Origin of the sequence: Rapidithrix thailandica (genome assembly GCF_039710355.1) — a bacterium.
Lineage (GTDB): Bacteria > Bacteroidota > Bacteroidia > Cytophagales > Flammeovirgaceae > Rapidithrix > Rapidithrix thailandica.
This window is the reverse complement of record NZ_JBDKWZ010000002.1, coordinates 482,858-502,435: the sequence shown is the minus strand read 5'-3', so window position 1 is coordinate 502,435 and position 19,578 is coordinate 482,858. Positions and strand designations below refer to the sequence as shown.

Below are 19,578 nucleotides of genomic sequence, written 5' to 3'. Positions count from 1 at the left end.
GTAAGTCATGCGTTTCTCTTCTTCGACAGTAAATGATAGCAAAAACCCAATAAAATTTTTACTTTGCAATTGTGAACTACGAACTTAAAATATCGAATGCAGTTGAGGATAATGGCAAGATTGATCTTGCGAGGTTGGCAAGTATTGCAGAAAGCATAAATAAAATTGCAGAAGGAGCCTTACAAATTCGATTAAAAGGGATTAGTGTAACCAAAGGAAGAAAAAAAGAGTCATTAAAGAGATCACTAAAAGTTACTCTATCTGGTATTGAAAAAGGAAGCACAGTTCTTAAACTAGAAAGTGAAAAATTTAAGGATACCTTAAACCATATTCAATTAGATATTTTCAGAAGTGAATCACAGGTTGATCTTCAGGAACAGACCCCGATATCCCTATTTGTTTCTTCGTTTAAAGAGGTGACTGAAAAAAATGGTGAATCAGAATTACTTGATAAAACGCTACTAAAAGAACTTAAAAGTTTCAAGAAGGCATTTTTAAATGAGAATGAAAGTTTCATCATATCCAATGAAGGCTCATTTGATTCACTTGAACTTGATAAGAAAAGCTTTGATAAGATCAACATCTTAGAAGAAGAGACACCTTCCCCAGAACCAGTTATTTTAAATGGTATAGTTGAAGAATTAAAATATAGTAAACTAAGAGTTAAAATAATCACAACTGACGGCACGATTAATGGATTTCTTTCAGATGATCTTTCAGCTGAAGACATTTCACCATACTGGGGTAAAGAGATAACTATCACTGGAATAAATCACTACAAGTCCAATAAAACTTCTGTGATCGAAATTAGAAAAATTCATGAACCAAGTTCAGGAGATTCTTATTTTTCAAAAAAGTCCAAGAAATCATTATCTGTAGAAGATCAAATTAAAAATCAAGCTGAGAGAAAATCCACAAACAGGTTATCAGAAATAATTGGTAAATGGCCAGACGAAGAAAAATTCGAGGATTTAGTGAAGATGCTTTAAATGAGAAGATTTTTACTAGATACAAATATTTGTCTAGCATTTGTCAGAGGACATGAAAGCTATACGTTAATAGAGTCCGAATTATCTCTAAACAGAGACGATACTGTTACAATGATTTCAGTAGTCACTAAAGCCGAACTGTTATCGCTTGGGAAACAGCTGGGTTGGGGTAACAAAAAGCTTTCAAAACTTAATCAGCTTCTTGAAAAATTATTCATCATTGATATAAACAATTCTGATAGTGAATTGATTGAAGCTTATTATACAATTGATGCATTCAGTCAGGGAAAGCTCTCGGACAAACCACTTAATGATTCAGCTAGAAATATGGGAAAAAATGATCTTTGGATAGCTGCAACTGCATTTGTAGCCAAGGCAGAACTAATCACGATGGATGGAGATTTTGATCATCTACATAATGAGTTTATTACAGTTCATAAATATTAACGACTTACAACATATGCTATGAATCCATACCGCTTAAACCTTGCACACAGCCAAAGTACGGATCATAGCTAGGCGTTATGCAAAACATTTAAACTCAAAAATATGAACTACCTAATAAGAAACACTTTTGTAGCTTTTTTATTCATAAGCCATTTCATTACTGGATGCATTGCTCAAAATGAAAAAACTGATAAAAGGAGAGATCTAATCGTATCGCTGTATCCTTATTTACCAAATACAAGCGATTTATATTGGAAGATAGAGACAGATTTTGAACAAAAGTTTCCCGAAATAAACCTCGAAGTTCAATTGAACTCTTGGTACTACTATTCTCAAGATAGTGTAAAAAAAAGAGGTATAAATTTTGATCAAGCGGACATTTATGAATTAGACTGTGTGTTCTTGGATGAATTCATAAGTAGTGGGAAAATTCAAAAAATACCTGAATCAATTAATCAGAACACTACAGATTATCTACCACTAGCTAGTATTGCAAAACGGAATGAAACATGGTATGGTGTTCCACATTGGGTATGTGGTAATTTCATGTACTACAAAGTAGGTGATAATGAGATTGAAAATGTTTCTAACCTAAAAGACTTAGACGAAGTACTAAAGAATAGCTCATCGAAAAATGGATTGCTTATAGATTTAAAAGGAAAATCAACAATTGGAGAGCTTTATCTGGATGCTCTCTTTGATGAATTTGGTAGTTATCAAAGAGTAAAACCTTTTTTGAGTCCCGACAACATTAACAAAACGTCAGTCCATAATTTAAACAAGCTTTTAGCACTAACCGCTGATAGCCTTGGAAGAATAGACAATTATCATGACCGGCTTGGTTACTATGCTCGTGAGTTTTCAAAAAATGAAGGACGTGTATATGTTGGGTATGCTGAATCAAGTTATTATATGATAACAGAACAACTTCAATCATGTTCATTTGAAGATAGCTGTTTAGTAAGTGAAAACATAAAAATTGGAGAGTGGTCCATGTCAAACAATGGGTCAAATCCAATTGGATGGGTCGACATGTTTGTAATTGACTCGAGTGTAAGTGGACAAAAGCTTGATGATGCTAAATCCTTCATCGAATTTATGATGTTAGATGATACGTATAAATCAATTTTAATACCTGGCTGGAATGAATCCCCCAGATATATATTACCAGCAAAAAGCAACTTGTATTCAGATTCTGAATTAATTAAAAATGCTCCTTTATATGATCAGTTTTACCCGATCATAAAAAAGGCTGTTCCAGTTACGGATTTAGGATTAAATTATAATTTAAGAGCAATTGGAAAAAAGTTAGATGAGGAGTTATTAACAAAATAAATTTGCATAACACGGTATATAGCAAATAGGGCGTTCAGTGGTTTACGAAAGTTTTGTGGTTATCTGAAACACTGCCAAATCGTTGATTTGGCTTTTAAGAATGAATAAATTAAAAACAAAATAAACGATTTGGCTCAGAGCTAACTTGAAAGTTTAGTGCTTTCTACTGCCCTACTTGCCATATACAAATCGTTAGCATTTATTAAAAAAACGAATGAAGAAAATTTCAGCAGCAGCAATTAACGCTTTGAAAAAAGCACTTTCTACAGTTTACTGGTATAAATCTGATCTGAGAAGTTTTCTAGACCACACAATTACCAATAAACAAATCCTATCGTATTTAGATTGGAATGACTACAAAAGAAACATTTGCTCAAGACTTGTTGACTTACTTGTAAAAAATGAGGAAAAAACACAAAACGACCTATTGAAACTCGTTTATGAGTTGTGTAATATGAATGATTTTTCTCATCTCAAACAACTTGACGATGGAACAGATAAAGAGAAAGCAGCAAAAGAATCTGTAGCAGCATTAAGGAAATTATCGAAAGGACATTTAGAACAACTAAAAGAGCAAGAGGAAGTCGAAGAAAGAAGAAATCATGTTTTTAAGAAACAGCTTGAACAGTCAGCCGTTCGTGAAAAACTAGAAGAAATTAAAACTGATTTTTATGCTCTTGTAAGTTCAAGTGATGCTCAAAAACGTGGTTTTCAACTTGAGAAGTTGTTAAAAGACTTATTCAACCTTTTTGACCTTGACTCAAAGGCATCATTTCGAATAACGGGTGAACAAATTGACGGAATGTTTACTTTCGAGAACAACGATTTTTTACTAGAAGCAAAATGGCACAAAGACCCTGTAGATATAAGTTCGTTAGATGCCTTTAGTGGTAAATTAAGCAGAAGATTAGAGAATACACTTGGCTTGTTCATCTCAATTAATGGATTCTCATCTGATTCTATTCAAGCCCATTCAACAGGAAGACGATTAATGATACTAATGGATGGTAGCGATTTAATGGCAGTTTTAGAGGGGAGGATAGACTTAATTCAACTGTTGGTCAGAAAAAGGAGATATGCAGCTCAGACTGGGAATATTTACTTAGGTATTCACGAAATAATGAAAGGAAAATAAAAATGGATAATAGAAGAAATAGAGTCTTTATATCCTATAGTTATAACGACAGAGAAGTTGCGGACAGAATATCAGAAGCTCTTCAAAGGGAACAGATTGATGTATTTATTGACTATAAAGATATAAGTGTATGTGTACTAGCCACCACTTGATCTGACATGTGATAATTATCGGTCACTATGAAAAGAACTTTTAAGCTCTTTATATTGGATGAGCTTTTCTTTGGCTAAAGGTATGGAATCTTTGAAGGTTTGCAAAGGGGTTTTTCCATAACAGTATTTGCCGGTGTGTGTTCTTTGGTGGTTATACCACGTTATCCACTGATCCAGATCCGTCTGAAGTTCTTCAAGCGTTTTGTAGATTTTTTTCGAAAAGCTACCCAAAAGAACTCCTGTTGCAAGGTTTTGTGGAACCGTTCACAGATCCCATTGGTCTGTGGACTTTTAGCTTTGGTTTTCGTATGAGCAATGTCCTCTATGGTAAGGTATAATTGATATTCGTGATGTTCCCGTTTACCACAATATTCGGTCCCTCTATCGGTTAAGATGCGCAATAAAGGAAGTTCATTTTGCTGATAAAAAGGGAGGACCTTGTCATTGAGTAAATCAGCCGCCGTAATCGCATTCTTGCGGTCATAGAGTTTTACAAAAGCGACTTTACAATAGGTATCTATAAAGGTCTGTGCATAAATACGCCCAATTCCTTTTACAGAGCCCACATAATAGGTGTCTTGCGCTCCTAAATAACCCGGATGATGAGTTTCTATTTCCCCATGAGCTTGCTTCTCTTCTTTAGCCCGTTCCAATGCTTGTAATTGCGCTTCCGTAAGGCCAAGACCTTCTTGTGCAGATTTAGCTTCTAATGCCTTTAAACGTTTTTTAAGCGTCTCCAAATCGTGGCGTAGCCAAACGTTTCTAACGCCGCCCGGAGAAATAAATATTCCGCGTTTCTTGAGTTCATTGGAAGCCCTCAACTGGCCGTAAGCCGGGTATTCAAGCGCTATCGCTACAACGGCTCTTTCTACTTCCTGACTAACTCTGTTTTTTACAACCGGCTTCTTTCTCGAGATTTCTTGGAGGGCCAGCTCTCCCCCTTGTTCATAAAGTTCTTTGAACCTATAGAAACTGTCTCTACTATATCCCATTACTTTGCAAGCTTGAGATACGTTGCCTAACTGTTTGGCTAGCTCTAATAATCCTAACTTGGGTTTGATGATTTTTTCTTCTGTGTTCATCTGACAAAGCTTATTGAATGATTAAACTAATTTACTGAAATTGTCAGATTAAATCGTAACTAATACAAATCATTTAAAAGTTCTCAAAATTGAGTACTTTAGATGTTTCCTCTAACATCCTACTGCTTTAGCTTTTCTAGAATTGCCTCTACCATAAAGTTATGTCTGGAAGGACGACTTCTACTAGAGTAGTTTTCTTGTAAATAGTCATCTATCTCCTTTATTTCGCTTTCATATAGTCTTAATTGAACATACTTAATCTCATCCTGATTTTCTTCTGCCTTTGATGAAGGCAAACTCTTCTCATGAGAGAGGCCATCATTGATAAAAGATTCAATGTCTTTTTCTGCCTTTAAATCCTTCTTTTTAGGTTTATTACTAAGTGCCATAACGTTAAATTAATACAGAAAACAACGTTAATAAGACGTTATTACAAGTTTATACTAACGGAATTGAGTCTTTGAAGAAGAGGAAAAAGGGAATCTTCCGGAGCATCCCAGTTCCGGAGCGTTTGATTGAATCATTGAGCTTGGTGCATGCCTTGCGAGAGACAAAACACAAAAACGCCCGGCTCTGGAAGTTTACCCGGATGACAGGCTGGCGAAAGATCAAAGAGATCATGACCATAGCCAACATACAAGGCTCACAAGCAACAGCCAAAGGTTTAAGACACGGCTTTGGGGGCTATGCCATTGCCGACTGTGAAATACCCTTAAACATGGTTCAGAAGTGGTTAGGTCATGCAGAACTCAAAACCACCGCCATTTATGCCAATGCAGTAGGAAAAGAGGAAAGGGATATTGCCAATAAAATGTGGAGGTGATAAAAATTGGAGATTTTATATAAATAAGTAATTTTAGGGATCTAAAAAAAACATACATTACCTATTTCTGATTAAAGAAAAAAATATGGCAATATTTGATATTTTCTCCAAACGACAAAAGAGATTGCGAGGGGACATTCCAGAAGTCTTTACGTATAATGAAATACCTGAAACACTTAGAGTAAAAATAGTACATATAATAGAAGATGCATTTGGTATAGATAAATATAGAGATGGATTTGCCAATACAGCTTATGAATTCATACAAAATATACTTTGCCGTGAATATGGAGAATTCAGGTTGAGTGATAGGAGTAAAGATTATCAATCAGAGGTTATAAATTTTTTATTGGAAGCTACTGAAACGGACAAAGTACTTGATGTAATTGAATTATCTTTTAAATACTTAGATATAGATATTCGAAATGACTACCAACGTTATTCACATTATACAAATCCAAAAATCAATCCTGATGATGCTATTATAGAATTGAATGAAAGGTTTAAGGAAGAAGGAATAGGCTATTCTTTTGAAGGTGGTGAAATTATCCGAATCGATTCGACATATATGCATTCTCAAGTAACTAAACCAACCATTTCATTACTTTGGAACAAAACATTTTTAGGAGCAAATGAAGAATATTTAAAGGCTCATGAACACTATAAACATGGTAGAAATAAAAAATGCCTTACAGATTGTTTAAAAGCTTTTGAGAGTACCATGAAAATAATTTGTACAGAAAAGGGCTGGGCATTTACTAAAAATGATACTTCTAGAAAATTAATCCAAATATGTTTCCAAAATGGTCTAGTACCATCATTTACACAAAATCAATTTACTTCATTACAGAACCTTTTAGAAAGTGGGATACCAACAATAAGAAATAAGCTTGGGGGGGGCACGGACAGGGACAAATACCCCAAAAAGTTGATGATGAAATGACTCGTTATGCTTTGAATTTAACTGGGTCAAACATTATTTTTCTCATTGAACAAAGTAGAATAAAATAAAGATAATGTAGAAGAGAATAGGAGGATGATAGCATTACAATGATAATATATTACTACCAGTAAGAGGCTACTACAGTACAAACTTGGTGTATGCCTTACGGGAGGCGAAAAATGACCAGGTCCAAGGCTTCAAACTATTTCCGACTGTGAAATTCCCTTAAACATGGTACAGGAGTGGTCAGGCTATGCAGAACTGAAGATCACGGCCATATATGTCATATGTAGTAGGGAAAGAGGAAAGGGATATTGCTAATAAAATGTGGAGATGATAAGAATTGGATATTTTATTGAAATAAGTAAATTTAGGGATCTTTGTAGATATGAATAAAAATGTTTACTAAGGTTTGGCAACTCGCTTCGAAATACCCTACATTTCATATTACCAAGCGTTAGTAAAAATTAAACTAAGACTATGGAAGAGAAAAAAAATCAAAAAGAGAACCCAACTTCATTTTTAGACACAACAACACCAAAAGTAACAGGAATTGGTGGTATTTTCTTTTGCTCTGACAATCCGAATGAAACGAAAGAATGGTACACAAAAAATTTAGGAATCAAAATAAATGATTGGGGTTCTTCGAGTTTTGAATCCAGAAGCATTGACAATCCTGATAAGATAAATTCGCTTCAATGGAAACCTTTCAAAAGTGGAGATGAGTACTTTTCCCCTTCTAAAAAGGACTTTATGATTAACTATCAGGTTCAAAATATTGAAGCATTTGTAAACAAACTTAAAGAAAATGGAGTAACCATTCTTGACAATATAACGGCTTATGATGGCATTGGAAAGTTTGTACATATTATGGATGTTGAAGGTAATAAAATTGAGCTTTGGGAACCTGAAGATTAGAATATTAATGAAATGAGTGACAAGAGAAAAATAAAAATGATTGCTTAACACGCGGTATAAACTGTACTAGCCACTACTTAATCTAATAATAATTATTACCTGTCATCTATACTAGCCGTCTGTCACATATCACCTGGTATACGGTCCACTGTGGATGCGATCTCGTACTGAGCCCTACGAGGGGTGGGTTCATTGAATCTAATGGTCAGTCATTGGTTTATAACCTCTTTTTTTAAGCGGGCTAGGGTTATCGTTGTATCCAATATTGAACTTTGAATAACGATTTATCCTATATACTACTTGTTAATCAGAACCCGAAATCTCTACTTTCTCATGGAAACCGCCCCTTCAAAAATTTGGGTAACTGTTGCACAGGCTTATCAACCTTGATTGGACAAAGTATTGTTCGATCCTATTCTCAAACAGTTAAAAGGAGGGGAATATTCTTGTGTCAGAAGAGGCTATTTTGAATCAAAAAACATCCCGGCAAGCATTGAAAAGCCTACCGGGATTTGTTTTAGGGCTTTGTTTAAGGAGCAGGGGTGTAAGCGCCATTCACCCTGGATTCGGGAATCATTTCCTCTTCGATGGGTACATCGTTTTCAAAGCGGGCGGTACATACCTGACTGCTGCTTACGCAGTGGTAGTCAGTGCCCAATTGCTGCCCGGTAATCTCCACCCATTGGCCTTCTGATTTGGCAAACAGACGTTCTTCCGGTTCTTGAGGGGAATGAAAGGCAAAAGCGATTCCTGTAGCAAATGCTGCTACGAACAAACTAAACAGATGTTTCATGGTTTAGCGAAGCTTTTTTAACGTTCAAAAAGCGACAAAACGTTTGAACGAATAAATGAAATGCCTACTCTTTTTCAGGTTTTCGGCAACTCCCTGTCCTGCCGGTACCGGGCAGGTGTGTCCGGACAAAGTCTGTTTTCCCGGATACGGTATCCTGCAAGTGCCAGGAAAAAGATACTGCTATTCAGAGCCAACTGTACTTCCCAAGGCTGGTTGTCCAACATTCCAACACAAGAGCAAGGTACATAGGCAAAAGCCTCTGATAGTACCAATACAATATACCCGGAGGTCATACTCATAAACCCCATCGTTAAAGCAAAACCCAACGGCCGGGATTTCTCAAAAAGTAAAAGGCCTGCCAACAATACTTCCACAGAGGGCAGTAATCCTGTTAAAATCAAGGAGAGTGTTTTGGGTAGGGGCTGGTTGAGTAATTGTCCTTGAAATGCTTCCCAGTCGAGCCATTGCCTGGTAGCTGTATAGAGCATTACCCCCGCCAGAAGCTGGGGAAGGACTTGAAAAAATAGGCGTTTGATGTGCATAAAAAATCCCTTTTCACCTATATAACAAACCCAAAGCTCGACTACCCTACCATATACTTTGGGTTTATTTACAGGGGTTTGATTTCATTTGAATACAGAAGCAACTACTAACCCTGTTTCTCTTTTCGCCTTTCTTCCCGGGAAAGTTTTTGCCGGAGCTGGCTCATATCTTCGCTGAGCTTTTTTTCCAACACCCGGGCATAGATCTGGGTAGTAGCGATTTTGGTATGTCCCAACATTTTGCTTACCGACTCGATGGGCACTCCATTGGCCAGGGTGACCGTGGTGGCAAAGGTGTGCCTTGCCAGGTGAAAACTCAAATTCTTTTTGATCCCGCACAGATCAGCAATCTCTTTCAGGTAACTATTCAGCTTTTGATTGGAAATCACCGGAAAGAGCGTTTGCGTCACTTCCGCCCGTAGGTGATCTTTGTATTTTTCAATAATTTCACTGGCGACAGAGAGCAGAGGAATTCTTACCGGATTGTCTGTTTTCTTCCGGGCAGTGATAATCCAGCGTTCTCCGTCAATGCCAATGGTAAGTTGTTGAGGGGTCAAACGCATGACATCGCTATAAGCTAAGCCTGTGTAACAACTGAATATAAACAAGTCCCGTACATATTCTACCCGTGGGATAGTCAAGCGCTTTTTCTGTAAACATTCCAACTCTTCTGTATTGAGAAAACCCCGGTCGGTTTTTTCCAGGCGCCTTTTGAACCGGGCAAAAGGGTCTTTTTCCAACCACTCCTGATCGATGGCCAGATGGATAGTCTTTCGCATCCGTTCAATATGTTTCATGACGGTATTGTTGCCCATAGGTTTCTGGTGATCCTTCGGTTGGTGTTTTCGCAAAAAGAGCTCGAAATCCGTCAGAAATTTATAGCGGAGTTCTTTAAGGGGAATGTCTTTCCGCTTGTATTTTGTCAGGAGGAATTTTTCCAAATACTTTTTGGTGGTAAAGTAGTTTTTTAAGGTTCCCCATTCCAAAATGTCTCGAAAACGCTCATTGTGATAGTCTATTAAGCCCAAAAGGGTTTGCCTTTTCTGTTCGTCATCCTCTCCCAAAAACTTCTTTTTGACATCTTCCGCAGTAAAGGTATCTGTCTCTAGTAATAAAGCTCGATAACATTTGACCACTTTTGCTCGAACTTGTTCCAGATAAGTATTGATTTCATCAACCTCCTGTTTGCTACCTTTGGCCATCCCTTTGTGTTTGTTCCAATTGGCTAAGTTGATGGAGCATTTTAATGAAATTGAAACCCTTACTCCATTGACTGTCACCCGGCAATAGATAGGAGTTGTACCATTTTTTACCCGGGCCTTTCTTGTGTAGAAGTTAATTCCAAAAGTTTTCATCAATCGTATAAAGTTTGGTTAGTAATGGTGGTAAATGATTTTGGTACCAATAACCTTAGAAAAACAGGTGTCCAAATGGCACCAAACAGGCATATAGATTATCATTTAACTATCTGAAATTCAAATAAATATATAACTTTTGTAACCAAAAATGAAATGGTAATTTTGGTAACCGAATTGGTCCCAAATACTTTGAAAACAAATGGTGAGCATTGGTGGGCTGAAAAAAGAAAAAGCCCTCAAATCGTGTGATTTAAGGGCTTTTGCAATTCTTTCGACTTAAACTTGTCGGGGTGGCAGGATTCGAACCTGCGACCCCCTGGTCCCAAACCAGGTGCGCTAACCGGGCTGCGCTACACCCCGAATTGCTGTGCAAAGATAGAAAGGGATTTGAAATTTGAAATGGTTTTGAGAATTTTTTTTTGAATGATTTTTAGGTGAATTTATGACTTATTGAAAATGAAGGAATTATAATTTGATTTTTTGAAGAAAACATAGGGGAGATGTGATAAGCGTTGCTATTAAACGAATAAAAGAAGATTTGCCCCCGCCTCTGCATATAGCTTATGGTATGTTTTATTTGTTTTGCTCTCAATTGAGATGGGCGTTCAGCAACATCCCGTCACTTACTACACAACTTTATAATGGAATAGCGTTGGCAGTCCTATAAAAAACTATATAAATGGTCGCACAAAGACAACTAATTGCATCTTAACATTAGCGTTCTTGAAGGATTTTATGTTTCTTTGAAATGGAGGTTTTCTCCAGTAGAAACCTCTGTTACTCTTGAAATTCTAACTTCGTGCTTATGTCAACTTTATTTACACAAGCGATCCAAGCTTTTGATGAATACAATGCCAACGACCCCAATCATGAAATAGTAGGAGAGGGGACGGTTGCAAAAGAATTGCTTTATGCTCAGCGCATGACTCAAAAATTGATGACATTTGCTCCTGAAGCTTCCGAGGCATTGCAATTAGCCGTTCGATGCCAGCACATCGGCCGGTGGGAAATTGCCCGGAAAGACTTTCCAATGGATAGAGTCGGGTATCTGCAATGGCGAAATAAGGAAAAACAACATCATGCCGAAGTGGTAGAAGAAATATTAAGTCATCTGGAATATCCTCGTACTACAATTGACCGGGTAAAGTTTCTGGTTCAGAAAAAACAAATGAAACATGATGAAGAGAGTCAAACGTTGGAAGACGTGGTTTGTCTGGTATTCATGGAGTATTATTTTGAGGATTTCGCCAAAGAGCATGATGAGGAAAAAGTGCTGAGCATTTTACAAAAAACCTGGAAAAAGATGTCGGAAAAGGGGAGGGAGGCTGCCCTTCAACTGTCCTTATCAGAGTATGCCCTTGCTTTGGTAAACAAGGCTCTTTCTTAGGGTATGTCTAAATTTTTCTCCTTTGGGTCACGAGTTTTAAACATGTTCTTGAGTAAGTCTTCCCTTCAATAAACCCATTAGAAAGGATAAAAACGTTTTTTTGTTTTAAATGAACGATCATTCTTTTATATTTGCCCTATATGAGAACAAAAGATGCAAGTAAAGAACAAGCAATCCGGGAAGAAGCGCTGGAGATGATTGTACAAGAAGGTTTTAAAGGCTTGAGTATGCAAAAGTTGGCAAAAAAAGCGAATGTATCACCCGCTACCATTTATTTGTATTTTGAAAACCGGCAAGACTTGCTGAACCAATTGTTTATGGGTGTGCAGCAAAAAGTGATAGAGGCTTCGTTAGTGGGCTTCGATCCGGAAATGCCTTTTGAAGAGGGGATGAAAGTGCTTTGGCTCAATCGTTTCCGGTATTTTAAAGAACATCCTGCTGAGTTTTTTTTCCTGGAACAGTTTGTAAATTCTCCTTTGCTAAGTTGTGTCAACAATTGGGATAAGAAAAAAAATCTGGTAAACCCCTTACAAAAGTTTGCCGAAAATGCGGTAGCCCGGAACGAAATTGAAGAATTGCCTTTTGAGTTGTATTGGCCGATTGGGTTCTCTCCTTTATATCAATTGATTAAATATGAACTACACCCGGTGTTATACCTGGGAAAACATTTTGAAATCTCGGAGGAAAAGCTTTTGAAAGCATTACAAATCGTATTAAAAGGGATGAAAAAAGGATGATTTTTTTAGGAATTAAAAGAATGAATATTCATTTATATATTCTCCGCTTTTGCAAGAGAGTACTTATCCATTTGCATGAAGAAGAAATGGAAATGACGAATTTTTACAATTATGAATGATTGAGATGTGTTAGCATTGCACTCTTTCTCCAGTGAAGGGATCAACAGGACGGAGTACTTTAAGTAAGAAGGGTTGGGTCTTTTCTAAAGGGTAGAAACATAACGACACGAAATTCAATTATATACAAGGGTAAAACCATGAAAACTAAAAAACTATTATTGGTGGGGAGGAGGAAAGAAGCATTGGACCGGCTGGTAATGGGGCTTACCTGGGAAGGGTACACTGTGGAGGGGACTGTGAACGTAGAAGAAGTCTTGACTAACTATGTTCCCAGCCAGTATGATCTGGTAGCTTTTGGCGCAGGGGTAGGACAAAAAAACAAACAACTATTGAAGAACTTTTTCAATCTGAATAACCCCAATATTTTATTGTTGGACTGCCCTCTTCCGGTCTTTTCTTTGATCATGGATCAAATAAAGTATGCCTTTGATAATCAATGGACAAAAGAAGAGTTTATCGAAGAGTTTTCATATGAAATTAACACCGGGGTTCAGGTAACTTTTTGCTTGAAAAAGGAGTGTAATATAACTATACGTTTTTATCAATTTAACCACCTTAATGGAGATGAGCACATAACAAATATCCTTACCGGGTTCCTGAAAGAAGGGGAACATCATTATTCCCTGCCATCAGAAGGATGGGTAGAAAATGGGCGGAATGTTTTAGGGGTTCAAGCCGGCTCCCAATTGGCGCTATTCCCCATCGAAAAAGTCATTGAAAACTAAATGAAAACCCTCTTGTTCGAACCATGAAGTAATAACCTAAGTTTTGACAATTTTTTTATACCAGTTTTATTTTGCTCACCTGCTTAAAAACAGACTATCATGGAAGTTTTTGTATTTAAAACATCAGTGAGTAACTCTACTGATGTGGCCATGTTACAATCTGAATTAGATCAACTCATCAAAAGAGGTCAATGGAACTTTGACCTGGAAGATTGCGATAAAATCCTCCGTTTGGAGATAGATGATAGCCGGACCAAAAAGGATGTAGTATCTTTACTTCACAATAAAGGGATCTTGTGTGAAGAGTTGGAGTAGGTATTAATTCGGATTTGAGACGAGTATGTATTGTTATGCCTCTTTCTACGAAGGTAGAGAGAGGCATTGTTATGTAAAAAAATGAGTAGATTGTCAATTGCATACCGGAGTTTGCCAGTCAAACCGCCGGTTGAGTAATGCAAAGAGTTTTTCATTATAGGGGTGGTAAAATTCCTTTAAGCAGCTGATTTCTTCCTCAAATTCCGTTTCGGAGAGTTTATGCCCTTGATTGGCTTTTTGCATTTCAAGCTTCTCATCGGCAATGTTCAGGAACCGGGTAACCTTTTTTAAGACTTGGTTGAGGTTGGCTAGCAATTCGGTATTTTCCACGATTAAAATATTCTCCGAAGGAAAATATTTTAAATATTCTTGAATTTGAGGGTAGTAAATCCCACGCTTCACATACGAAATCTGGTTCGTATACCAATTTGTGATTTTGATGGTATTCAGATCCGAATAAATGGCTTCTTTAAAGCTTCTGGGATCATGGAGGTAGAAATACTCAGGGTGATTTTTGAATTTATAATGAAGCATATTCCATGCAGACAGTGCGCGGTAAGCCGGATCGCGAAGCATGATGATGATTTTGATCGCCGGATTGTATTGGTGAATTCTTTTGGCTACTTCCGGATGATACAGGTATTCCGGAGTGGCTTCAAAGAGCAATTGTCCTTTTTGTAAATGATGGGGCAAGGGAAATTGTTGGTGGTAATAGTGGTTGCCGAGGGTCTTGTAAAGATCGTCCCGGTTAAAAAATTGTACTTCTTTGGTGAGGGCACTGCACACTTGGGAGTGGTTCTCTAAAATCTTGTAAAGACCGGTAGTACCGGCTTTTTGTGCACCGGCAATGATAAAGTCCGGTCTTGTATGGTAGCCGATTTGGATCAGCGTTTTTCGCAATCTGTTTTTGAGCATTTTCAAAGTTTGAATGTTGCCTTCCCATACCACTTATTCATTAAACGATTAGCCCTTTCAGGTCATCACAGTTTAAGATAAACAGGTTTTAAAGAAGGGATGATTAAATGTGTTGATGATAAAGAGTTAGTAAACGGTAGGGAAAAGAGTTGTAAGATGATGGTGAAGATAATTAGGGGAATTGTATGGGACGTCAAGATAGGGGTTTTCTTCTTAAAGGGCTAGGGGTGGTGTTAGAAGAAAGCTTAATGAGTGTTAATCAATGATAAAAAAGGGAATTTTTTATTTGTGGAACTCTATCCGCCCCTCATCCTATTTTCTCTGCTCTTGTTTATATTTGTGTTTCTGGATCTTACACTTCATATCATGATTTCGAAAAATCTGCTTGCTCAACTTTCAAAAAAATTAGACGGAGAGTTTTACTACAACGAAACAATGCGTACCTTGTATGCTACCGATGCTTCGGCATACCGGGAAATGCCCTTGGCTGTAGCGCTACCCAAAAACAAACCGGATATTCAAAAACTGATTCACTTTGCCAACCAACATGGGGTTTCCCTGATCCCCCGGACTGCCGGTACTTCCCTAGCCGGACAAGTAGTGGGTAGTGGCATCGTGGTAGATGTATCCAAATATTTCACCCAAGTATTGGAGGTCAATAAAGAGGAACAGTGGGTCAGGCTTCAACCGGGGGTAATCCGGGACCATTTGAATCATTATTTAAAGCCTTATGACTTGTATTTTGGACCGGAAACCTCTACCGCTAACAGAGCGATGTTGGGAGGTATGGTGGGCAATAATTCCTGTGGGTCTAATTCGGTGGTTTATGGCAGTACCCGCGACCATTTGCTGGAAGTGAAAGCTTTCTTAAGTGATGGCACAGAAACGGTATTTAAAGCCTTGAATCCGGAAGAATTCGAAGCGAAATGTCAGGAAGGAACTTTGGAGGGTTCGGTATATAGAAAAGTACGTGACATCCTTTCGGACAAGTCCAACCAAGAGGAGATCAGAGAGGGCTTTCCCAAACCTAGTATACCCAGAAGAAATACCGGTTATGCATTGGACTTGTTAATGCAGGCGGAAACGTTTACCGAAAGTAAAGAGCCCTTTAACTTTTGTAAATTAATAGCCGGTTCGGAGGGGACATTGGTGTTCATTACGGAGATCAAAGTACATGTAAATCCTATGCCTCCGGCTTATAAAACCTTGGTATGTGCACATTTTGATACGGTGGATCAATCGCTTAGAGCAAACTTGATCGCTTTAAAATATGAACCATCGGCCTGTGAATTGATGGACCACTATGTATTGGAATGTACCAAAACCAATATAGCACAAAGGCAAAACCGCTTTTTTGTAAAAGGAGACCCCGGGGCGATTTTGGTTGTGGAAATATCACGGCACAGCGAAGAGGAAATGTTAAAAGATGCCCAAGCCTGTATTGCAGAAATGAAAACGGCCGGTCTGGGGTACCATTTTCCGATAGTGGGCGGGGAAGATATTAAAAAAGTATGGACTCTAAGAAAAGCAGGTTTAGGGCTTCTGTCGAATATACCTGGCGATGCCAAACCTGTGGCCGTTATTGAAGATACGGCCGTAGATGTCAACGACTTACCGGCATTTATTGCCGAGTTTAACGAAACGCTGAAACAACACAACCTGTATTGTGTGCATTATGCACATGCGGGGTCGGGAGAGCTGCATTTGAGGCCCATCATTAACTTGAAGACCGAAGAAGGTAACCGGCTATTCCGATTGGTAGCGGAAGAGATCGCGAGGTTGGTGAAAAAATTTAAAGGTTCACTGAGTGGAGAGCACGGTGACGGAAGGTTGAGAGGTGAATTTATCCGCTTTATGGTAGGGGAAAAAAACTACCGGTTGATCAAAGAAATAAAACAGGCATTTGATCCTGGTAATTTATTGAACCCCGGGAAAATCGTAGATACGCCTCCGATGAATACCAGCTTGAGGTACAGCCCCGGTCAGGATACTCCACAATATGAAACGGTATTCGACTGGAGTGATTCGCAAGGAGTATTGCGGGCTGCTGAATTGTGTAACGGTTCCGGTGATTGCCGGAAAACGGAGCTGTCAGGCGGAACGATGTGTCCCAGCTACATGGCAACCCATAACGAAAAGGATACAACCCGGGCCCGGGCCAATATACTAAGAGAGTTTTTGACACATTCCAGGGAAGCGAATCCTTTTGCCCATCAGGAAATTTATGAGGTGATGGATTTGTGTCTTTCTTGTAAAGGTTGTAAATCCGAATGTCCTTCTAATGTGGATGTAGCGAAGTTGAAAGCCGAGTTTTTACAACATTACTATGAAGAGCACGGTATTCCTCTCCGCACAAAAATGATTGCCAACATCAGTACATTTAACCGGCTTGGCAGTCTGTTTCCCGGTTTGTATAATTTTTCTGTTTCAAACCCTGTCATTGGCTCGTTCCTTAAAAATACTTTAGGCTTTGCCCCGGAACGTACTTTGCCAAAATTAGAAAAGTACACCTTGCGGAATTGGTATAAGAAACATCATAAAACTGATGGGAAACAAACTTTTAAAAAGAAAGTGTACTTGTTTTGTGATGAATTTACCGATTATAACGATACCTCCATCGGTGTTACTACCATCCGGCTTTTGGAAAAGTTGGGATATGAAGTGGAAGTACCGGTACATATAGAAAGTGGACGTACGTACTTGTCTAAAGGCTTACTCAAAGAAGCAAAGAACATTGCAAATCGCAATATTGCATTGTTGAAAGATTTGGTGAAGGAAGATACGCCTTTGCTTGGAATTGAGCCTTCGGCGATTCTTACCTTCCGGGACGAATACCTGGATTTGGCTTCTCCGGGAAATAAAAAAGCAGCAAAAGACTTGGCTCAAAATACATTCCTGGTAGATGAGTTCATTGCCAAAGAAGTGGATGCCGGAAATATTACAGCCGACCAATTTACCGATCAACCGCAGTTGATTAAACTGCACGGACATTGTCATCAAAAATCACTCTCATCGTTGACACCTACCAAAAAGATCTTAAGCTTGCCTGCCAATTATGAAGTGCATTTGATACGTTCCGGTTGTTGTGGAATGGCGGGGTCATTTGGGTATGAAAAAGAGCATTATGAAATATCCATGAAAATAGGAGAGTTGGTGTTATTTCCTACGGTGCGCAAGCAACCCAAAGAAGTCATTATTGCGGCTCCGGGAACCAGCTGCCGCCATCAAATCATGGATGGTACTCAGCGGAAAGCCTTGCATCCGGTAGAAATTTTGTATAACGCCTTGAGATAATCTATGACGGGAAAGTAAACGGTAAAGAAGGGGGGAGTGCTTCTGGCAACTCCCCCCTTTTCTCGTGTATCAACAAATCTATAAGCTAAAATCCTAAGTCTAACTTAAGCAAGGAAATAATATTTAACAGGTTGACTAAAATAAACAAACTGCTTATCAGAAGTATCAGGGATTTTACAGATAGTTTTTGAACTAACCGGGCAATTGTCGTAATCATGATAGTTTTAGTTTATTGTATCCACATTTCACGTACCAAAGGTAAAAAATGTTTCGACCGTACTCAAGAAATCGTTCTTTGTATAGTCTTATTAAATGTTAATAGGGTGCAATTTTTATTTGAGTAGTAGATTTGTCATTCTATGTGACCGTTTCAAACCTGCTTTTCTTTCCAAATTATTCCCTAGAATCTCCCATCAATGGGTATATAAATTTTCCAATTGCATTTCTTCTCTCTATTTTTGAGAGGAAACTTTGAACCCAGCATAAAGAGGGGGACTTTGATCCTCCCGGAGCTAATAAACTTTTTAACAATTACCAATCATGCCAAGTAGCAAATTAGCCTTTTTTCGATATTTGTTGATCGACCGGATGTTGCGCAACAAAATGAAAAAATACCCGACTAAAGAGGAAATTTTGGAGGCCTGTCACGACAAGTTTGGGGTGCGGTCTATTTCTACCATAGAGAAGGACTTGAGTGCCATGCGCTTGGAATTTGATGCGCCCATTGAGTATTCCAAACGTTACAAAGGCTACTATTATACGGACTTAAGTTTCAAGCTGCTGTCTGTGAATTTGTCAGATGAAAATTTGGTGGCATTAAAGTTTGTAGAAACCTTTCTGGAAGAGTTCAGGGCCATGCCGATTTTTTCCGAGTTTTCGGATGCGGTGGATAAAGTATTGGATGGTTTGGAAATTACCCGGACTTTTAATAATCAGGTGACACCTATCGGTGAATTTGTTCAGATTGATAAATCGGCCTATGTAAAAGGAAGTGATATTCTGAGTAAACTGATCAAAATTGTTTCCGATCAACATGTGGTGAAAATTCAATATCAAAAATTTGGCTCTTCCAAGACCAAAGCCTATACGGTACACCCTTACTTGCTTAAGGAATATAGCGATTTGTGGTACTTGATCGGTTATGTGGAAGAGTACCAACAGGTGCGCACATTCGGGATCGACCGGATCAGTGAGTTTGAAGATTTGGAGAGAGCGATTATTTCCAAAGAAGAAGTAAACTTTGATGCGGAGAGTTTCTTTATGTATTGTTTGGGGATTACGGCCTTGGATGAATCCCCCAATGATGTGGTGCTTTCTTTTGCGCCCAGACAAGGGTATTATTTAAAAACTCAACCCATCCATTCTTCACAGGAAATCATGGTCGATTCGGAAGAAGAATTCCGGATTCGCTTGAAATTAGTCAATAATTTTGAACTTAAGAAGTGGATATTAAGCTTCGGTTCTGATGTAGAGGTTGTTTCTCCGGAAGAGCTCCGGAAGGACATTCGGGAAGAAATAACCAAATCGATAGATTTATACCAATGAAGTGACTTAACCTTTTTCTTTTT

Annotated in this window: 20 protein-coding genes, 1 tRNA gene and 1 pseudogene; 15 read left to right on the top strand and 7 right to left on the bottom strand. The window is 38.2% G+C overall.

The genetic code is table 11. The features are described 5' to 3' along the window. Positions 1 to 71 precede the first annotated feature (71 nt). The 5 genes from AAG747_RS05510 (at position 72) to AAG747_RS29185 (ending at position 4,058) form a co-directional block, all read left to right on the top strand. A complete protein-coding gene (locus AAG747_RS05510) occupies positions 72 to 989 on the top strand; it encodes a hypothetical protein (RefSeq protein ID WP_346820135.1) in 918 nt (305 codons plus the stop codon). Then, entirely contained in the window at positions 990 to 1,436 is a 447-nt protein-coding gene (locus tag AAG747_RS05505) for a type II toxin-antitoxin system VapC family toxin (RefSeq protein WP_346820134.1), read from the top strand. A gap of 102 nt (positions 1,437 to 1,538) precedes the next feature. Beyond that, a complete protein-coding gene (locus AAG747_RS05500; protein WP_346820133.1) occupies positions 1,539 to 2,771 on the top strand; it encodes a type 2 periplasmic-binding domain-containing protein in 1,233 nt (410 codons plus the stop codon). 214 nt (positions 2,772 to 2,985) lie between these two features. Beyond that, positions 2,986 to 3,906, top strand: a complete 921-nt coding sequence (locus AAG747_RS05495; RefSeq protein ID WP_346820132.1) for a restriction endonuclease — start codon at positions 2,986 to 2,988, stop codon at positions 3,904 to 3,906. A gap of 2 nt (positions 3,907 to 3,908) precedes the next feature. After that, on the top strand, positions 3,909 to 4,058 hold the full coding sequence (locus AAG747_RS29185) for a TIR domain-containing protein (RefSeq protein WP_430300552.1): 150 nt from the start codon (positions 3,909 to 3,911) through the stop codon (positions 4,056 to 4,058). Between the two features lie 15 nt (positions 4,059 to 4,073). Here the strand turns inward: AAG747_RS29185 and AAG747_RS05490 are convergent. Then, positions 4,074 to 5,140 (bottom strand): annotated as a pseudogene (locus tag AAG747_RS05490) (IS481 family transposase). Positions 5,141 to 5,259: 119 nt separating this feature from the next. Further along, the gene (locus AAG747_RS05485; RefSeq protein WP_346820131.1) at positions 5,260 to 5,529 is read right to left on the bottom strand and encodes a hypothetical protein; all 270 of its coding nucleotides are present in this window, start codon (positions 5,527 to 5,529) and stop codon (positions 5,260 to 5,262) included. Between the two features lie 71 nt (positions 5,530 to 5,600). Here AAG747_RS05485 and AAG747_RS05480 point away from each other — a divergent pair, with 71 nt between their 5' ends. From AAG747_RS05480 to AAG747_RS05470, 4 genes are all read left to right on the top strand, one after another. Beyond that, positions 5,601 to 5,963, top strand: coding sequence for a tyrosine-type recombinase/integrase (locus tag AAG747_RS05480; protein ID WP_430300551.1), 363 nt, complete (start codon positions 5,601 to 5,603; stop codon positions 5,961 to 5,963). An 85-nt stretch (positions 5,964 to 6,048) separates the two neighbouring features. Continuing rightward, positions 6,049 to 6,906, top strand: a complete 858-nt coding sequence (locus tag AAG747_RS05475) for an abortive infection family protein (protein WP_346820130.1) — start codon at positions 6,049 to 6,051, stop codon at positions 6,904 to 6,906. Further along, entirely contained in the window at positions 6,903 to 6,974 is a 72-nt protein-coding gene (locus AAG747_RS29275; protein WP_488168881.1) for a hypothetical protein, read from the top strand. Before AAG747_RS05475 ends, AAG747_RS29275 begins: the two co-directional genes overlap by 4 nt. Positions 6,975 to 7,386: 412 nt before the next feature. Beyond that, a complete protein-coding gene (locus tag AAG747_RS05470) occupies positions 7,387 to 7,824 on the top strand; it encodes a VOC family protein (RefSeq protein WP_346820129.1) in 438 nt (145 codons plus the stop codon). Between the two features lie 529 nt (positions 7,825 to 8,353). On the opposite strand, the gene AAG747_RS05465 is transcribed toward AAG747_RS05470, so the two are convergent. The 4 genes from AAG747_RS05465 to AAG747_RS05450 all read right to left on the bottom strand — a co-directional run bounded on the left by AAG747_RS05465 (position 8,354) and on the right by AAG747_RS05450 (position 10,877). Then, positions 8,354 to 8,617, bottom strand: a complete 264-nt coding sequence (locus AAG747_RS05465; RefSeq protein WP_346820128.1) for a DUF6520 family protein — start codon at positions 8,615 to 8,617, stop codon at positions 8,354 to 8,356. A 74-nt stretch (positions 8,618 to 8,691) separates the two neighbouring features. Further along, on the bottom strand, positions 8,692 to 9,159 hold the full coding sequence (locus AAG747_RS05460; RefSeq protein ID WP_346820127.1) for a MauE/DoxX family redox-associated membrane protein: 468 nt from the start codon (positions 9,157 to 9,159) through the stop codon (positions 8,692 to 8,694). 107 nt (positions 9,160 to 9,266) lie between these two features. Further along, positions 9,267 to 10,514: a site-specific integrase gene (locus tag AAG747_RS05455; protein ID WP_346820126.1), complete on the bottom strand. Its 1,248-nt coding sequence runs from the start codon at positions 10,512 to 10,514 to the stop codon at positions 9,267 to 9,269. Between the two features lie 288 nt (positions 10,515 to 10,802). Continuing rightward, positions 10,803 to 10,877, bottom strand: a tRNA-Pro gene (locus AAG747_RS05450). Between the two features lie 445 nt (positions 10,878 to 11,322). On the opposite strand from AAG747_RS05450, the gene AAG747_RS05445 reads away from it, so the two are divergent. The 4 genes from AAG747_RS05445 (at position 11,323) to AAG747_RS05430 (ending at position 13,801) form a co-directional block, all read left to right on the top strand. Next, positions 11,323 to 11,904: a DUF4202 domain-containing protein gene (locus tag AAG747_RS05445; RefSeq protein WP_346820125.1), complete on the top strand. Its 582-nt coding sequence runs from the start codon at positions 11,323 to 11,325 to the stop codon at positions 11,902 to 11,904. A 140-nt stretch (positions 11,905 to 12,044) separates the two neighbouring features. Then, positions 12,045 to 12,641: a TetR/AcrR family transcriptional regulator gene (locus tag AAG747_RS05440; protein ID WP_346820124.1), complete on the top strand. Its 597-nt coding sequence runs from the start codon at positions 12,045 to 12,047 to the stop codon at positions 12,639 to 12,641. A gap of 257 nt (positions 12,642 to 12,898) precedes the next feature. Beyond that, positions 12,899 to 13,486 (top strand): hypothetical protein, encoded by a 588-nt coding sequence (locus AAG747_RS05435; RefSeq protein ID WP_346820123.1) that lies wholly within the window; start codon positions 12,899 to 12,901, stop codon positions 13,484 to 13,486. A 99-nt stretch (positions 13,487 to 13,585) separates the two neighbouring features. Then, a complete protein-coding gene (locus tag AAG747_RS05430) occupies positions 13,586 to 13,801 on the top strand; it encodes a hypothetical protein (RefSeq protein WP_346820122.1) in 216 nt (71 codons plus the stop codon). Between the two features lie 93 nt (positions 13,802 to 13,894). On the opposite strand, the gene AAG747_RS05425 is transcribed toward AAG747_RS05430, so the two are convergent. Continuing rightward, positions 13,895 to 14,716 carry a sulfotransferase domain-containing protein gene (locus tag AAG747_RS05425; RefSeq protein WP_346820121.1) on the bottom strand — a complete coding sequence of 274 codons (822 nt, stop codon included), beginning with the start codon at positions 14,714 to 14,716 and terminating at the stop codon, positions 13,895 to 13,897. A gap of 366 nt (positions 14,717 to 15,082) precedes the next feature. On the opposite strand from AAG747_RS05425, the gene AAG747_RS05420 reads away from it, so the two are divergent. After that, positions 15,083 to 18,010, top strand: a complete 2,928-nt coding sequence (locus tag AAG747_RS05420; protein ID WP_346820120.1) for an FAD-binding and (Fe-S)-binding domain-containing protein — start codon at positions 15,083 to 15,085, stop codon at positions 18,008 to 18,010. Positions 18,011 to 18,550: 540 nt separating this feature from the next. Beyond that, on the top strand, positions 18,551 to 19,555 hold the full coding sequence (locus tag AAG747_RS05415; protein ID WP_346820119.1) for a helix-turn-helix transcriptional regulator: 1,005 nt from the start codon (positions 18,551 to 18,553) through the stop codon (positions 19,553 to 19,555). Positions 19,556 to 19,578: the final 23 nt, after the last annotated feature.

Coding starts and splice junctions, on each gene's coding strand:
- AAG747_RS05420 (WP_346820120.1), top strand. CDS start 15,083: ATGATTTCGAAAAATCTGCTTGCTCAACTTTCAAAAAAATTAGACGGA.
- AAG747_RS05500 (WP_346820133.1), top strand. CDS start 1,539: ATGAACTACCTAATAAGAAACACTTTTGTAGCTTTTTTATTCATAAGC.
- AAG747_RS05465 (WP_346820128.1), bottom strand. CDS start 8,617: ATGAAACATCTGTTTAGTTTGTTCGTAGCAGCATTTGCTACAGGAATC.
- AAG747_RS05440 (WP_346820124.1), top strand. CDS start 12,045: ATGAGAACAAAAGATGCAAGTAAAGAACAAGCAATCCGGGAAGAAGCG.
- AAG747_RS05475 (WP_346820130.1), top strand. CDS start 6,049: ATGGCAATATTTGATATTTTCTCCAAACGACAAAAGAGATTGCGAGGG.
- AAG747_RS05460 (WP_346820127.1), bottom strand. CDS start 9,159: ATGCACATCAAACGCCTATTTTTTCAAGTCCTTCCCCAGCTTCTGGCG.
- AAG747_RS05470 (WP_346820129.1), top strand. CDS start 7,387: ATGGAAGAGAAAAAAAATCAAAAAGAGAACCCAACTTCATTTTTAGAC.
- AAG747_RS05445 (WP_346820125.1), top strand. CDS start 11,323: ATGTCAACTTTATTTACACAAGCGATCCAAGCTTTTGATGAATACAAT.
- AAG747_RS05425 (WP_346820121.1), bottom strand. CDS start 14,716: ATGCTCAAAAACAGATTGCGAAAAACGCTGATCCAAATCGGCTACCAT.
- AAG747_RS05435 (WP_346820123.1), top strand. CDS start 12,899: ATGAAAACTAAAAAACTATTATTGGTGGGGAGGAGGAAAGAAGCATTG.
- AAG747_RS29185 (WP_430300552.1), top strand. CDS start 3,909: ATGGATAATAGAAGAAATAGAGTCTTTATATCCTATAGTTATAACGAC.
- AAG747_RS05505 (WP_346820134.1), top strand. CDS start 990: ATGAGAAGATTTTTACTAGATACAAATATTTGTCTAGCATTTGTCAGA.
- AAG747_RS05415 (WP_346820119.1), top strand. CDS start 18,551: ATGCCAAGTAGCAAATTAGCCTTTTTTCGATATTTGTTGATCGACCGG.
- AAG747_RS05495 (WP_346820132.1), top strand. CDS start 2,986: ATGAAGAAAATTTCAGCAGCAGCAATTAACGCTTTGAAAAAAGCACTT.
- AAG747_RS05485 (WP_346820131.1), bottom strand. CDS start 5,529: ATGGCACTTAGTAATAAACCTAAAAAGAAGGATTTAAAGGCAGAAAAA.
- AAG747_RS05455 (WP_346820126.1), bottom strand. CDS start 10,514: ATGAAAACTTTTGGAATTAACTTCTACACAAGAAAGGCCCGGGTAAAA.
- AAG747_RS05430 (WP_346820122.1), top strand. CDS start 13,586: ATGGAAGTTTTTGTATTTAAAACATCAGTGAGTAACTCTACTGATGTG.